The sequence below is a fragment of the Mesorhizobium sp. M7A.F.Ca.CA.001.10.2.1 genome (assembly GCF_003998575.1).
Taxonomy (GTDB): domain Bacteria; phylum Pseudomonadota; class Alphaproteobacteria; order Rhizobiales; family Rhizobiaceae; genus Mesorhizobium.
Map to the genome: position 1 here is coordinate 1 of NZ_RZQY01000101.1, position 13,200 is coordinate 13,200.

Below are 13,200 nucleotides of genomic sequence, written 5' to 3' on the forward strand. Positions count from 1 at the left end.
TTGGCGGTCTTGTCGAGATAGTTTTTCCCCTGTTGAAAATTGTTCAGCGAAATTCTGAGACCCTCCGCTTCCGCCTGCGCGACCGCCGATATCAATACATTCGACAGGGGCGAGCCCTGCGGCGGCTGCATGTCAAATTCTGCCTGGTTCTGAAGTTCGGCGCGGATGCGGGCGCCATGAAAGTAGTCCCTGATGTAATCCCCCCAGATCGACTCGTAGTCGCGTCGCAGATCAACGGGATCAGGTCCGCTTTGGCTTGCCCGCGACCGCAGAAGGCTGAAACCGCCGGCGACCGCAATCGCCTGCCGGACTGTCATGAGTGGCCGGTAAGCCTGCTGCCCTGGCGTCAGCACATCGCCAGTCACGTAGATCGGCCGGTACTCCGCGATCACGGCCGTGACGTCGCTCGGCTTGATGACGATCATTTGCTCCCGTCCATCAGGCAGACGCTGGTGGACGATCTTGGTTGGCAGCACCGCTTCCATGCGCGTCTGCAATTCGGCCGGCGTCAACCCGCCAACCGGGATCATCCCGAACTCGGGCAGCGCGATCGAGCCATCCATCTGGACAACCGCGCGTTGCGTTCGTTCCGCTATTGAGGCAATTCCTATCTCCACCGTGTCGCCGGGGGAGAGCTTGTAGGCGGCCGGCGCTTCGGCCGCGGTTGCGCTGCTCAAGGCCAGGCATCCGACAAGTGCTGCAAAGGAAATTCGGCTAACGAAGGCCATTGGTGGCAATCTCCTTTTGATTCAGATCCGGCTGCGGCGGCCAATCGAGATGGGCGACGAATTCGTAGACCGGTCCGCCCGGTACCCCCCAATTGCTAGACCAGATCACTTGCGACCCATCAGGGGACGGGGAGGCGTGTGTCTCGCTCCAATAATCGAACGGAGCGTTCCGCGTCTGCACGATCCGTCGGACCTCTCGACTGCCGTCGACACGCAGCGCGATCACCTCGCGCGAGTATGGAGCCCAGTCCGGCTGGCTTCGAACCTCCTCGGGATTGCCCCCGTAACTCATGAATGCCCATTCGGGCCGGTCCAAAGCGCGCAGCGATGCATGCTCGGCCTCGCCGAACTTCATGAGCGACGTGACCTTTCCATCGGACAGCCGACGTTTGATCACCTGATATTTGTCCGGGCTGGATTTGCTGATTCCGACGTAAATTTCGCTGCCGTCCGCGTCGAGAGTCATATCGCCATGGCCGGGCCGATGATGGTCCTTCCACGTCTGGCGCAAGGTGCCGTCGATTGCGAAAATGGCTCGCTGCTCGGTGCCGTCGGCCAGGTTTTGGAAACACAGGATGTTTTCTCCAAGCGGAGAAATGGTGCAGGAACTGGTCGTTCCGGCAACCTGGGCGAGATTGATGTCCGGGTATTTCAGACGCCGGTCGAGATCATATGCGAAGGCGACGGCAGCACCATCATCGCGGGTCGCGCGTACGGCAATGCGGCTGCCGTCACGACTTGGATTTCCCTTGGACGGGCCGAATTTGAGATCCCGATATTTCGCAGCGGCAAAAACTATGTCCTCACGATTGCTGCGGGGTGCCCAGGTCGAGATATTCTGATCATCGACACAAATCATCAGGTCCGCGTTTCGAGGGTGCCATTCGCACTCACCCGGCTTGTTGCGATGGAACAAAGGAACGTAGTTTTTCCCGTCGAGGAAGCACATGCCGTTGCAGCCGTTCATGAGGACGAGGAGGCTCTGATCGGCATTCCACGCTTGCGCGCTCGAGTACCGATGACTGCAATATATTTTGCCGCAGACAATTCCGCCGCCAAGAGCTCCGGGCTGGGTGATCCGAGTGAAGCTGATCCCTGTCGCCGGATCGGTTGCAGGTTTCAGGTAAGCGGGCAGATCCATTGCCGGCTCCGTGCCTGCCGCACCGCTCGGCCGGTTTCCGGCTGTGTGTAGCGCCAGCAGAGCGGCCATCAGCAGCACAGCCGGTATGAGCCGCGGAAAGGTCATGTCATATAGCTCATTTCGCGACGGACGCGGCCGTCGCTGAGGCGCGAACGCCACCACTCGATGGTTCTTTCCAGACCGTCACGCAGGCTTGTATGCGCCCGCCATCCGACTTTACTTTCAAGGTTCGAGGAATCGGCGAGCAACGCGCGAACCTCGGAGTTCTGCGGCCGCATCCGGCTTTCGTCGCGACGTACCGGTTTCCTGGTGCCACTCAACTCGAGCACCAACTCCAAAACGTCCGAGACACTGACGGCGCGCTGGCTGCCGGCATTGTAGGCATGGCCAAATTCAAGCTCGGCCGCCCCTGCCGCCACAAATGCCGCCGCAGTGTCTTCCACAAAGGTAAGGTCGCGGATAGGGCTGGTGTCGCCGACCATGATCGCCGGACAGTTCTCGTCCAGAGCCTGCCTTATGATGGTCGGCACGATGGCCCGCTCGCTCTGGCGCGGCCCGTATGTATTGAACGGTCGCAGGATGACCACCGGCACATCGAAGGACCTGGCATAAGACGCCGCCATCATGTCCGCGCCAATCTTGGATGCGGAGTAGGGGGACTGTCCCTGCAACGGGTGGGATTCGTGAATCGGCATGGTCAGAGCGGTGCCATAAACCTCGCTCGTGGACGTATGCACAATGCGCTCGGTTTCCCAGTGGCGTGCCGCTTCGAGGACATTCACGGTGCCCAGCACATTGGTCTCCACATAGGATTGGGCAGCAGCGTAGGAATAGGGAATCGCAATCAGCGCAGCCAGATGAAACACCACCGCCTGGCCGCGCACGATCCGGTTGATGAACGCGCTGTCACGAACGTCGCCACGAATGCATTGCAACTGGCTTCGAACGTGGTCGGGCAAATCATCCAGCCAGCCATGGCTGTCGAACGAGTTGTAGAGGGCCAGTGCCGTGACATCGGCACCTTCGTGCACCAGCGCTTCCGTGAGGTGGGATCCGATAAATCCATCCGCACCGGTGACCAGGACCTTCCTGCCGCGATAGCTCACGACCGTGCACTCCTTCGATCGTGTGAGCCGTCAAACTGGCGAACGAACAACAATCCATTCATGCCAAACTCCTCGCTTGCCAACTCTACCCACTTGCCGCGGGAGGCAGGGACACACCGAAAACCGCCCTGAAGCCCCGCATTATCCAGACGAGGTCCGATGCAATCGTGCGCCGCGGATAGTAGGCGAGGTCGATCGTTGCCTTGGCCGGGAACAGGACCTCTCGATAAAACAGGAGCGGATCAAGGGAGGGCGGGTAAAAACAGGCTTCGTGACGGAAGAGAACCTGGGTCGGGCCGAGCAGGCCAGGCTTCCACTGTAGGACAGCTTCATTGCCGCCGCGGAAACAATCGGCGAAGGCAAGGCTTTCCGGCCGCGGCCCGACAATTGCCATGTCCCCCGTGAAAACGTTCCACAGTTGGGGCAGCTCATCAAGTTTCGTTGCCGCGAGAAAGCGGCCTACCCGCGTCATGCGGCTGTCATCGTTCATGGTCAGCGCAAGGCCGAAAGGATCGGCTGTCGTCTTGAATTTGCGGAACTTGTACATGCGAAACGGTTTTGCGCCGGCACCCAGGCGCGTCTGTACGAAAAACACCGGCCAACCACCTTCGACAAAAAGTGCAACGGCAATCAGGAGCATCAGTGGAGCGAGTACCATTCCCGCTGCTGCAGCGAGGATGATGTCCATCGCGCGTCTGGCAATTCCGTGGCTGGTGCCAGCTACAGCGGGCCGATGCATGGTCACGTCGAGTGCGTTCATGCCGCAGCTCCCGCACGCCCGCTGCTTTCAATCGCCGTGGCTAATGCGACAACCACCGACTCGATCGCACTTGCCGTAATTTGCGGGTGTAGTGGAATCGTCAGCTCCCGCTGCGCGAAGTCCTCGGTCTTCGGCAGATGGATTTCAGTGAACATTTGGCGATAAAGCGTCATCTGGTGCACGGGCGTATAGTGGATTGTGGTCTGTATTCCCTTCGTTCGCAGATGGTCGATCACCGCTTGCCGGTCGACGTCATGTGGCAGGAGGACAGGCATGATGTGGTAGGCCGAGGTCCGCGGTTTGCCGAACGGGACTGTCACAGCCGAGCAGTAATCTGCGATCAGACGCCGATAGAGGACGACCAATATGCGCCGGATTTCATTCCATTCCTGCAGATTCTGAAGTTGGACCAAGCCAATAGCGGCGCGCAACTCGTCCATGCGATAATTGAAACCGAGCATCGTCACGTCGTATTGCGGCGTGCGGCTGTTCAACCGCTGATGTGTGCCACTGGTCATTCCATGTCCGCGAGCCTGGCGGATCGTTTCACGGAGCTGTCCATCCCGGGCAATAACGGCCCCACCTTCCGCGGTGGTCATGTTCTTGTTGCCGTAGAAGCTGAAGGCCGCGGCCGCACCGTAAGTCCCCACCTCCTTAAGGCCGGGAGCATGCGCGGCATCCTCGACGATATGCAGTCCTCGCACACGGGCAAATCTCTGCCATTCTTCCCGGTCGGCAAGATAGCCGGCAAAGTGGACGAGAATGACAGCCTTGGTACGTCCGGTGCATTTGGCCTCCGCGTCACTTAGGGACATCAGTGGCACTTCGGCCGACTCTATGTCGACGAATACCGGTGTTGCTCCTACGTAGAGCACTGCATTGGCGGTCGCCACGAAGGTCAGCGAGGGAACCAGCACTTCGTCTCCGGGGCCGATCCCAAGTCCATGGAGAATGAGATGCAGGGCGGCGGTGCAAGAGCTGACGGCGACGCAATCGACCGCATCATGCACGGCTGCGAAGGCCTCTTCAAAGGCTCGCACCTGGTCCCCCATCGTCAGCCACCCACTGTCGACAACTTTGGCCAGGGCTGCCTTTTCCGGAAAGCCAAGAATAGGAGCGCTGACCAAGAGCATTACGACCTCCTCATATTGGCGCGGCAGGGCGTTCAGCCCTCAAGCGGCCGCTGCCGAGACCTCGATCGATGCGGACTGCTCTTCCCAGGCGATGGTTTGTGCGTTTTGAAAATCTTCTACGCGTCCGATATCCAGCCAAAGCCCGTCATGTTTGTAGACGTGCACATTCGTGCCGTTTTGCATCATCTGCAGCATGAGGTCGTCGAATCCGAAGGCGATGCCGTCAGGTATAAAACGGAAAACATCTGGATTCATGCAATATATACCCATACTTACCAGATGAGACAGCGTCGGTTTTTCGCGAAATACCTGGACAGTATTGCCGACCTCGTCGATGACGCCGAAGTCCATCTTGATGATGCGGGAAGCTGTGGCTATGGTGACTGGATCAGTGTGAGTCCGGTGTGATGCCACAAACCGGCTGAGACTGAGATCGGTAAGTACGTCCCCATTGAGAACAATGAACGGCTCGTCCAGTTCCTCCCTGATCAGGGAGAGCGGGCCAATAGTGCCCAGAGGTTCCAACTCCTGGGTGTAGCGTATCCTAAGATTCCACTGTGATCCGTCTCCGCATACGGTGCGGATCAAGTGCCCCAGATAGCCGGTCGTTACGTAGACCTCCTGGATGCCGTTCCGTCGCAGCCACTTCAAAAGCAATTCAAGAACCGGCCGAGCACCGATCGGCATGAGAGGCTTGGGCAAGATGGATGTGAAAGGCCGAAGGCGTGTTCCCATTCCACCGCACTGAATGACCGCTTTCATCTCGTCCTCCTATTGATACGACTGTCGCGGTGTGATGGGTCCAGCCCACCCGGCCGGAAGGTACGCCAGTGTTGGTTTCACCTCTCCGGAGTGCAGCGATGGTAAGTGGCGCCCGAGAAGGCGTCGTCGTGCATTTGAATGGCACGTTCCCGGCGTTTTGATTTCAATATTCCAGCCGGTAGGGCATGGGCGCGGCAGGGTGATCAATCAGGGCTGGGAGCTGTAGCCGTTTGAATGGCAATTACCTGTGCAGATTTTCGGCGTCGGTAACGACCTTCCCGCAGAGGCATCGCCACCGTTCGTACGAAAAAAACACTTAACTATCTGGCCCTGAAATGTGTGCGATTGTAAGCTATATTAGAAGGTTGAAATGTGCGGATGGGCGACGGCGAGCGTCGACATACGGGGGATCAGCGGGCGGCTGATCTGTGTTGGGTCACCGTGCAGTCCATCCAAAGGGAGGTTTCGGCAGCTAGGGACACATGCGGGGCTGCCAAAAGGTGGGTGGTTCATGTATCGTATTATCATCGCCGACGATCACGGCTTGTATCGTCGTGGGCTGCGACTGGCATTGATGGCCGGCATTCCGGACTTGGAAATATTCGAAGCGGCATGTTTTGATACCGTCATAAGCCTGCTTGAAGATCAGGCGCCCGTTGATCTCGCCATCATCGACCTGCACATGCCGGGACTGTCGGGTCAGGATGATCTTCGCGACGTCTTACCGGCTCATCCCGACACACGGTTTGCTATTGTCTCAGGGACGGATTCACGCGCCGAGATTCTGACTGCCCTTTCGATTGGGCTTCATGGCTATATCGTAAAATCCCAAACGGACGAGGAGGTGGTCCTGGCGGTGAACGAAATCCTGGCCGGCCGCATTTACGTTCCGGCACTTCTTTCACAAAGGTCCAAGGAGTCGGTACGCCTTCCGTCCGAGGCTCCCATGCAAATGCCCCACAGGACCATCAGCGTCAACAATCTGGGGAGGCTTACGTCCAGACAGAAGGAAGTCCTCAGGTTGATGGCCGAAGGTTACTCGAACAAAGAGATTGCCCGCTCTCTTGAAATTGCGGAAGCGACGACGAAGATTCATGCTGCCGCCGTCCTGCGCGAGCTTGGAGCACGAAATCGGACGGAAGCCGCGGTCTTGCTGAAGACATGGGCCGCCAGAGACATCAACTAGCGCCGATTGCTTTTGGCGGCAGCCGGACCGAATATTTTAGTCCGTGATCCAGCATCTCGAGCTTGGAAGAGTGGCCCACGATAGGCTCACCGTCGGCTCCAATAATCAACGACCCAAAACCACGCCGAGCCGAGGTGGAGACCCGGCGCTCTCCCGATTCCGACCATTCAAACACGATGTCGGCGCCGGGCTCCTGGGCTGCGAATTGCCACGCGACCTCGATCCGGCCTGCCGGAGTGCCGAGAGCCCCATGCTTCACGGAATTGGTCGTAAGTTCGTGAACGATCATTGCGAAGCTCTCAGCCGAACCCTCTGCCATTTTTACTTCGGGTCCACTGATCGAAATGTTGTGCGTCCCCATATAGGGCTGCAATTCCTGAGCAATGAGGTCACGGAGGGAAGCCGACAGGCTGCCATCGCGTGAAAGAAGCAGATGCGTCGCCTGGAGTGCGCCGATTTTTTCGATCAGTATCTGCTTGTAACGGGCGATATCGTTGTCGGGGGCACCGACCATATTCACAAGCGCCGTGATCACCGGAAACAGATTGTTGAGCCTATGGCGCTGTTCAAGCATGGCCCGCTCTCGCTTCTTCGCCGCAGCCCGCAGCAGAATGGTTATGCGTCGATCGGTGAGATCCGCGGCGACTCCTATTCGCTGTGCACGACCGTCGCGCAATTCGTCCCGGCCCCGAAGAGCGATCCAGCGGATATGCCCGCCAGCTCGCCTGATGCGGATCTCCGCATCATAGTCGGCGCCTGATGCAAGCTCTCCCGGGGCCGTCAGATTAGGCAAGTCGGCCGGGTGAACGACAGCGGTCAATTCCTGCAATGGACGACTCGGCGCGGGTGCCAGTCCCATCATTTCCCAGAACGCGGCTGAGCCATTCACGGATCCGCTCTCGAAATCTATACGCCACGTTCCCAACCGGCTGGACGACAGCGCCAAGTCCAACCATTCCTTCTGAGCCCGGAGTGCCTCGCGGGCGGTTCGCTCTCCGGATATATCGTCCATCATTACAAAGATGCTTTGAGGGAGAGCATCGGCTGGCACGGCCAAAGACAGCGCCAATCTTGTCCACAAAACCGTGCCGTCCTTTTTCAGGAGACGGATCTCCGAGCCGAAAGAAGTCGTGTCCTTGAGGCGAGTCAACGCTTCCGCCAAAGTGTGGTTGTCGTCAGGGTGGACGAGTGCCCTGAGCGGTAGACTCGAAAGCTCTTCCTCGACATACCCTGTCATCTCACAGAGACGTTTGTTGGACCGTTGCAACTCTCCGTTCTCGCTCATGTTGGCAAAGCCGATAGCGGCACGTTCGAATGCCCAGCGATAACTGTTTTCGGTTGCCTCCAAGGCCACGAGTCTAGCCTCTGCAACCTGCAAAAGGGTGCGGTAGTCCTGCCTCTGCCGGTGGAAAGTCAGGGCGATCATCGCCCCTGCAACCAGCAGCAGAATGGCCCTAATCCAAACCTCGACGTTAATTGGGTTGCTCAGGATATCCCGCGCCAACAAGCCGACGGCCACCATCACAAACGTTGCCGCAAGGGCAATCAGGCGATCTTCGAGATATGAGATGGCAATAATGGTGGGAACAAATTCAAAAAAGCCGATGTCGTATGCCATGGAGGCGGGCAGCGCCGTCTCGACCGCAAGTGTCGCGATCAGGAGCGACATCGAGGCAAGGTGGGTCAGCAACTTGCTTGAGCTGTTCGGATGCAAATTGAGCGAAAGCAAACGCATGTGCCAAACTATAACCTTCTGACTAGTCCGTCGAGATTAGACCGAAAAGCGTACAGACTAGTCCGACCGCAGGATTGTTCCCTGGGATTGTAGCGCGCATTTTGTCCGATGTCGGGGGCGGATCGGACCGCAATTCTCCAAGCGACCTGACTGACATGTTGAAGGCACCTCCTTTTGACAGGGAGGCGTTGCCGTTTTGCGGGAGGTAAGAAAATGGCACTGGTTGGTAGGCAAGATGATGGAGTTCTTGGTCGCCAATATGGAGGTTTCGGGGGAAAGCCCGTCTCGGCCTTGAGAACGCAGGGTGGCCATGGTTCCGCCTGGCACCAAGCACCACAAAGGTTCGACGGCGTGGCCGTCGAGCCAAAGCAGAGCAGCCTTGCATCTGTTGTGGGAATGCTTGATCGCATCGGGTGTGGCTATCTGATCCTGAACAGCGACAGGAAGGTCATGGAGTGGAATTCAGCCGCTCAAAACACCTTGGAGCGCGAGGGCGAGGCAGCTGATACGGCCGGCAAGGTGTCGGTTGCTCTGAGGCGGCTGATCGCAAACGTGCCGGGGAATTTTCTTCCCGGCACGCTTTCATGGGTGGTGATCCGCGGCATGGGCGACAGGCCCTTGGTTTTGAACGAGAAGGGCATAGCAACGCCTGACGCGACGAGTATCGTGGCGCTGCTGGATCGTGAAAACAGGTCCGGGCCAAATCCCCAGACGCTGCAAAGAATGTTTGGTCTGACGAGTGCCGAAACGCAACTCGCGCTGCGCTTGGCGCAGGGCGATGCCCCTTTGGAGATAGCCCGCAAGCGGCGCTTGAGCCGGACCACGATAAGGTCACAACTGGCGTCGCTGTTCGCCAAGACCGAAACTCGGCGCCAGGCGGAACTGGTAGCTCTTCTTGGGCGCATATGCGTCCTGCCGTGAGGTAACGGCCGTACCATGCGCGCGCGCAACAGGCTTGTGCGCGCGCAATCTGTTGCCGGCGTGCTTGTCCGCCAGACTCACCCTACCGCCGTCGTGTGCGCACCCGGCCCAATCTTGGGCGGATTGCAAACACGTGGTTAAGCACGTGCCAGCCCGCCACCTTCATGACGGAAGGCCGGAAGATCTGAATCCCGTCCAGGAACGTGGTCAACCAGGACTGCTGGTGGAACCTCATGGGAATACGAGCAACCCGCAATGCCCGCAGCAATGTCTCGGGAGGCGGGAGATGGTTGCGGTCCTTGATGAGATTCCAGTTAAGCTGTTTGACGGCGAGGGTCACTTCGTCGACCTCGCGGAAACTCTTTGACGTTGTAATGCTTGGATGGTTCGTCGCATCGTAAAAGGTAAGCGGATCGCTTATCGCCACCATGTCCCCATGGCTGGCTAGATCGACGAAGAACAGTTGATCCACTCCGGCCGGAATCTCTTTGTGCGTGCGCATCAAGCAGCCGGCACGAATGACGTCGCTGTTGATCAACAATGTGGATGGAATAATCCCCAGGCAGCGTGTCGCACGCACCAGATAGAGGTCCATCAGGCACTGCTGGCTGGAATAAAGCGAGATCGGTTCCTGCTCCTTGGGGACTTGGCGAAATCGCACTCGCTTGTCCTCGATTATGTTTGCGGCTGACGTCATGAAGGCGACTGAGGGATACTGTTTGGCAACTTCGGCGAATGTCCTGAGTGCACCTGGCGCAAGCCAGTCATCGTCATGAAGCAACTTGATCCATCGTCCGGAGCAAGCCAGCATAGCGTTGTTGGTGTTCTCCACCTGACCGCGACCTCGACTGTTTTCGATAATGCGGATGCGAGGTTCGCTCCGTGCGTAGTCGGTCACGATAGCCCAGGTCTCGCCCTCCGGTCCCTCGTCGTCGCTCACGACCAACTCCCAATCGGAGTAATCCTGGCCCAAGACGCTGTCGATCGCCCTGCGGATCGTATCCGGTCGACGAAAGGTTGGTATCCCGACCGAGATAAAAGGGCGTGACCATGAGACATCGGCCCGGTCATGCTGGGTGACCGCAACTGCCGCTTGAAGGTTGTCAATCGACGACGAATTCATGGTGTTTTTTCCTCGAGACATTCATGTTGGACGCACGTTGCAGCGCCTGCTGGTTGAGGGTCGTGGGTCAACAGGTACAGTGATGCTGCCATTTTCAGAGCGAAACCCGACGCGCCGCCGGCGGCCATGAAATAGATGACGGTGACTGGCTGCCAGCCCGCCTGGGCGCCGGCGAGCAGTGGGCCAAACACGAGAACCGCCCGTGCGAGGTCGATGACCAGTCTTGTTCCTTGCCGCCGTAACAGAGCGGGAACGTCGCTGAGCGGAGTCGACAACGCCTGTGCCGCGCCCATCAGCGCCAGTGCGGTCATGATTTCCGCAGTGGGCATCCAAGGCTCGCCCAGAAGCGGAACGACCACATAAGGCGCGGCGAGGCCGAGCAGCAAGATCGGCACCGCGGTAAAGGCGGCGGCCAGCAGGAGAAGCCCGCGCGCCACACCAAGCAGGTGTCCACGATTGCTGTTCCGGTTTGCTTCGGCGACAAAAACATTGCTGAGCGGTGTGGCGATCAGCGTCACCGGACCGGTGACCAGCCGCGCGGCCACGCCCAAATATCCGGCAAATGCGGTGCCGAACAGCCCGCCGACAAGCACTGCTGGAAGATTGTTGATTGCTATGCTCGCGAGCGTTGCGGGAATATCGAACAGAGGAAATTTGTATTCCCGCCGAGCCTTTTCCAATACCGCACGCCAGGGTGCCCAGGCGATGCCACGCAAATCCTCCCAACTCATCACCCGACAGCCGATCAGCCCGATGAAGACGAACTGGCTCAGAATATGCGCATGGATCATGGCTTCGCCGCCGAGGTTGGCGATGCCGAAAGCCAATTGCAGTGCAGCCATGCTCGCCGGCAGGATCAGGCGCCCGAGAGCAAAATCGCGCAAAAGCCCGGCACGCAGACTCCAGCAGTTCATGGCTTCGACCAGACCTGCGCCTCCCATTCCAATCGGAATGAGCCAGGCGAGCGAGCCGAGGCGATCGGGAGCAAGGTTCGACAGCATCTGTCCGGCCGAAAAGGCCAGGACGGTCGTCACGAACACAGCCAAGAGAATAAGCTTGACCGTCACATAGGCCTGCGCGCTCCCCTTGACCCCATAGAGCGAAGCCTCGAAGCGCAATGCCGCGACCCCGGCGAGTATATTCACGATCGACAGGTAAATCGTAAAGACGCCGAAATCGGCCGGCGAATAGAGCCGCGCCAAAACCGGGATTGCAGCAAGAAGGGTGAGCTGGCCGACAATCGCCATTGCCGACACTCCGCTTGCCGCACGAATGATCGAGCCGATCGGGCTCGGCCGAACAACGATGATGGCTGTGCCGGCCGCAGGAACCGTCTTGGGTCTCAGAAGGTCGCTTGGTGCCATCGGTTCGCGCTTCCGAGGGAGGCAAATATCGGGGATTGCCGGAGCCTACGATGCACACCGGACCTTGCCATCATTCACCTGAATGACGCGCTCTGCTGACAGGCTGCACCGTGAATCGTCCTGGCCGCTCCCTGGATGAACCACCCCCGGATCGTTCGTAGCCCAAGGACGAGCCTGTGGCCGTCATGCTATTTGCTCGCGCAAGAGGTCAGCGCTGTCCTCGAGCCGATATCCGGCATGTTTCTTCAGATTCACGCGCGTGAGGACACTGCCGACAGGTATCGCAAGAGAACCGTTGCCCTGAAGGAGTTCCAGCACCCCGCGAGCGAGGGTGCGTGGCGTTTTCCTCCACCGGATGGCGAAAAGAACCACGTCCGCCCATCCGGGCAGAAATTTGGCTTCCGGCCGCCCCAGCGCCGACGGCAGGTTTATGATCACGATGCGATAGGTCGCGTGCAGATCCGCCATCACTTTGCCTCCATCCTCGCACGATAGCAGCGCCAGCAGGTCGTCCGACGGAGCGGCGGTCATTACGTCGATCCCGATTTCATGCAGCCTGGCAACGGCACCTTCCAGGTCGCAGCGATTGCAAACATAGTCAGCGAAGGAATGGCGGTTCTTGCGCTCGCTGAACTGGTGCAGGAACTCGAGCGTGAGCTGAACGCCCTTGCGTTCAAGATCGACCAACAGGACTCGACCGCCCAGTCGCGTGCCGGCGAGCGCCAGGCTCCACGCGAGCTCGGTCCCGCCATCCTGCGGCATACTGGAGGTGACAAGCGCCGTGTACGACGAACGAGCCCTTAGCGCATTTGGTGCCGCCGCGATCAGCAACGACGTCACGGCGCGGCTATATGCGGACCTGCGCTCCCCCAGCACGAGGTTTCGCAGTTGTTTGGCATGCATTCCGCATGCTTCGGGGATCTGCCCCATACATGGAACCTTGAGCACCGCTTCCGCTTCGGCCTCGCCACGGAAAGTCCGGTCAAAATGATTGCGCATCGTGACGTACATCGCCCCAAGGATAGCGAATAGGATCATCCCGGGGGGAACCAGGAAGATGGCTGGCAATGTCTGCGGGATAGTCGGCGGCCAAGCCGCAGACAGGATCGAAATTCCAGCCGAGGGAACTCCGATACGCCGCGTCAAATCCTGTTGTCGACCAAGGAGTTCGTTATATCGCTGGGTCAGCAGGCTGACCTGCGGCTCGAAAGCCGAAAGAACATCCTGGATGCGGTCATGGC

At 58.9% G+C, this 13,200-nt stretch carries 11 protein-coding genes and 1 pseudogene; 2 read left to right on the top strand and 10 right to left on the bottom strand.

Annotation, left to right across the window (positions count from 1 at the left end; all coding sequences use genetic code 11):
• The 6 genes from EN964_RS09510 to EN964_RS09535 form a co-directional block, all read right to left on the bottom strand.
• Positions 1-728 (bottom strand): polysaccharide biosynthesis/export family protein (locus EN964_RS09510; RefSeq protein ID WP_164775767.1); only part of this gene is annotated, 728 nt, incomplete at its 3' end.
• Positions 715-1,974: a hypothetical protein gene (locus tag EN964_RS09515; protein ID WP_127269814.1), complete on the bottom strand. Its 1,260-nt coding sequence runs from the start codon at positions 1,972-1,974 to the stop codon at positions 715-717. The genes EN964_RS09515 and EN964_RS09510, both read right to left, overlap by 14 nt.
• On the bottom strand, positions 1,971-2,975 hold the full coding sequence (locus EN964_RS09520; RefSeq protein WP_127267501.1) for an SDR family NAD(P)-dependent oxidoreductase: 1,005 nt from the start codon (positions 2,973-2,975) through the stop codon (positions 1,971-1,973). The genes EN964_RS09515 and EN964_RS09520 overlap by 4 nt, the downstream gene beginning before the upstream one ends.
• 85 nt (positions 2,976-3,060) lie before the next feature.
• A complete protein-coding gene (locus EN964_RS09525; RefSeq protein WP_127267500.1) occupies positions 3,061-3,735 on the bottom strand; it encodes a sugar transferase in 675 nt (224 codons plus the stop codon).
• Positions 3,732-4,868: a DegT/DnrJ/EryC1/StrS aminotransferase family protein gene (locus EN964_RS09530; RefSeq protein WP_127267499.1), complete on the bottom strand. Its 1,137-nt coding sequence runs from the start codon at positions 4,866-4,868 to the stop codon at positions 3,732-3,734. Before EN964_RS09530 ends, EN964_RS09525 begins: the two co-directional genes overlap by 4 nt.
• 39 nt (positions 4,869-4,907) lie before the next feature.
• Positions 4,908-5,630 (bottom strand): sugar phosphate nucleotidyltransferase, encoded by a 723-nt coding sequence (locus tag EN964_RS09535; protein ID WP_127267498.1) that lies wholly within the window; start codon positions 5,628-5,630, stop codon positions 4,908-4,910.
• Positions 5,631-6,141: 511 nt separating this feature from the next.
• On the opposite strand from EN964_RS09535, the gene EN964_RS09540 reads away from it, so the two are divergent.
• Positions 6,142-6,816: a response regulator transcription factor gene (locus tag EN964_RS09540; protein WP_127267497.1), complete on the top strand. Its 675-nt coding sequence runs from the start codon at positions 6,142-6,144 to the stop codon at positions 6,814-6,816.
• Here EN964_RS09540 and EN964_RS09545 read toward each other — a convergent pair.
• The gene (locus EN964_RS09545; protein WP_127267496.1) at positions 6,809-8,551 is read right to left on the bottom strand and encodes a PAS domain-containing protein; all 1,743 of its coding nucleotides are present in this window, start codon (positions 8,549-8,551) and stop codon (positions 6,809-6,811) included. The genes EN964_RS09540 and EN964_RS09545 overlap by 8 nt on opposite strands.
• Before the next feature lie 213 nt (positions 8,552-8,764).
• On the opposite strand from EN964_RS09545, the gene EN964_RS09550 reads away from it, so the two are divergent.
• Positions 8,765-9,472, top strand: a complete 708-nt coding sequence (locus EN964_RS09550; RefSeq protein WP_127267495.1) for a helix-turn-helix transcriptional regulator — start codon at positions 8,765-8,767, stop codon at positions 9,470-9,472.
• An 82-nt stretch (positions 9,473-9,554) separates the two neighbouring features.
• On the opposite strand, the gene EN964_RS09555 is transcribed toward EN964_RS09550, so the two are convergent.
• The 3 genes and pseudogenes from EN964_RS09555 to EN964_RS09565 all read right to left on the bottom strand — a co-directional run.
• Entirely contained in the window at positions 9,555-10,595 is a 1,041-nt protein-coding gene (locus EN964_RS09555; RefSeq protein ID WP_127267494.1) for a glycosyltransferase family 2 protein, read from the bottom strand.
• Positions 10,592-11,959, bottom strand: coding sequence for a lipopolysaccharide biosynthesis protein (locus tag EN964_RS09560; protein ID WP_127267493.1), 1,368 nt, complete (start codon positions 11,957-11,959; stop codon positions 10,592-10,594). Before EN964_RS09560 ends, EN964_RS09555 begins: the two co-directional genes overlap by 4 nt.
• Before the next feature lie 183 nt (positions 11,960-12,142).
• A pseudogene (locus tag EN964_RS09565) lies at positions 12,143-13,200 on the bottom strand (exopolysaccharide biosynthesis protein); the annotation flags it as partial.

Bases quoted from the DNA above. Each gene is read 5' to 3' on its own strand.
- EN964_RS09515 (WP_127269814.1), bottom strand. From the start codon at position 1,974: ATGACCTTTCCGCGGCTCATACCGGCTGTGCTGCTGATGGCCGCTCTG.
- EN964_RS09525 (WP_127267500.1), bottom strand. From the start codon at position 3,735: ATGAACGCACTCGACGTGACCATGCATCGGCCCGCTGTAGCTGGCACC.
- EN964_RS09530 (WP_127267499.1), bottom strand. From the start codon at position 4,868: ATGCTCTTGGTCAGCGCTCCTATTCTTGGCTTTCCGGAAAAGGCAGCC.
- EN964_RS09535 (WP_127267498.1), bottom strand. From the start codon at position 5,630: ATGAAAGCGGTCATTCAGTGCGGTGGAATGGGAACACGCCTTCGGCCT.
- EN964_RS09540 (WP_127267497.1), top strand. From the start codon at position 6,142: ATGTATCGTATTATCATCGCCGACGATCACGGCTTGTATCGTCGTGGG.
- EN964_RS09545 (WP_127267496.1), bottom strand. From the start codon at position 8,551: ATGCGTTTGCTTTCGCTCAATTTGCATCCGAACAGCTCAAGCAAGTTG.
- EN964_RS09550 (WP_127267495.1), top strand. From the start codon at position 8,765: ATGGCACTGGTTGGTAGGCAAGATGATGGAGTTCTTGGTCGCCAATAT.
- EN964_RS09555 (WP_127267494.1), bottom strand. From the start codon at position 10,595: ATGAATTCGTCGTCGATTGACAACCTTCAAGCGGCAGTTGCGGTCACC.
- EN964_RS09560 (WP_127267493.1), bottom strand. From the start codon at position 11,959: ATGGCACCAAGCGACCTTCTGAGACCCAAGACGGTTCCTGCGGCCGGC.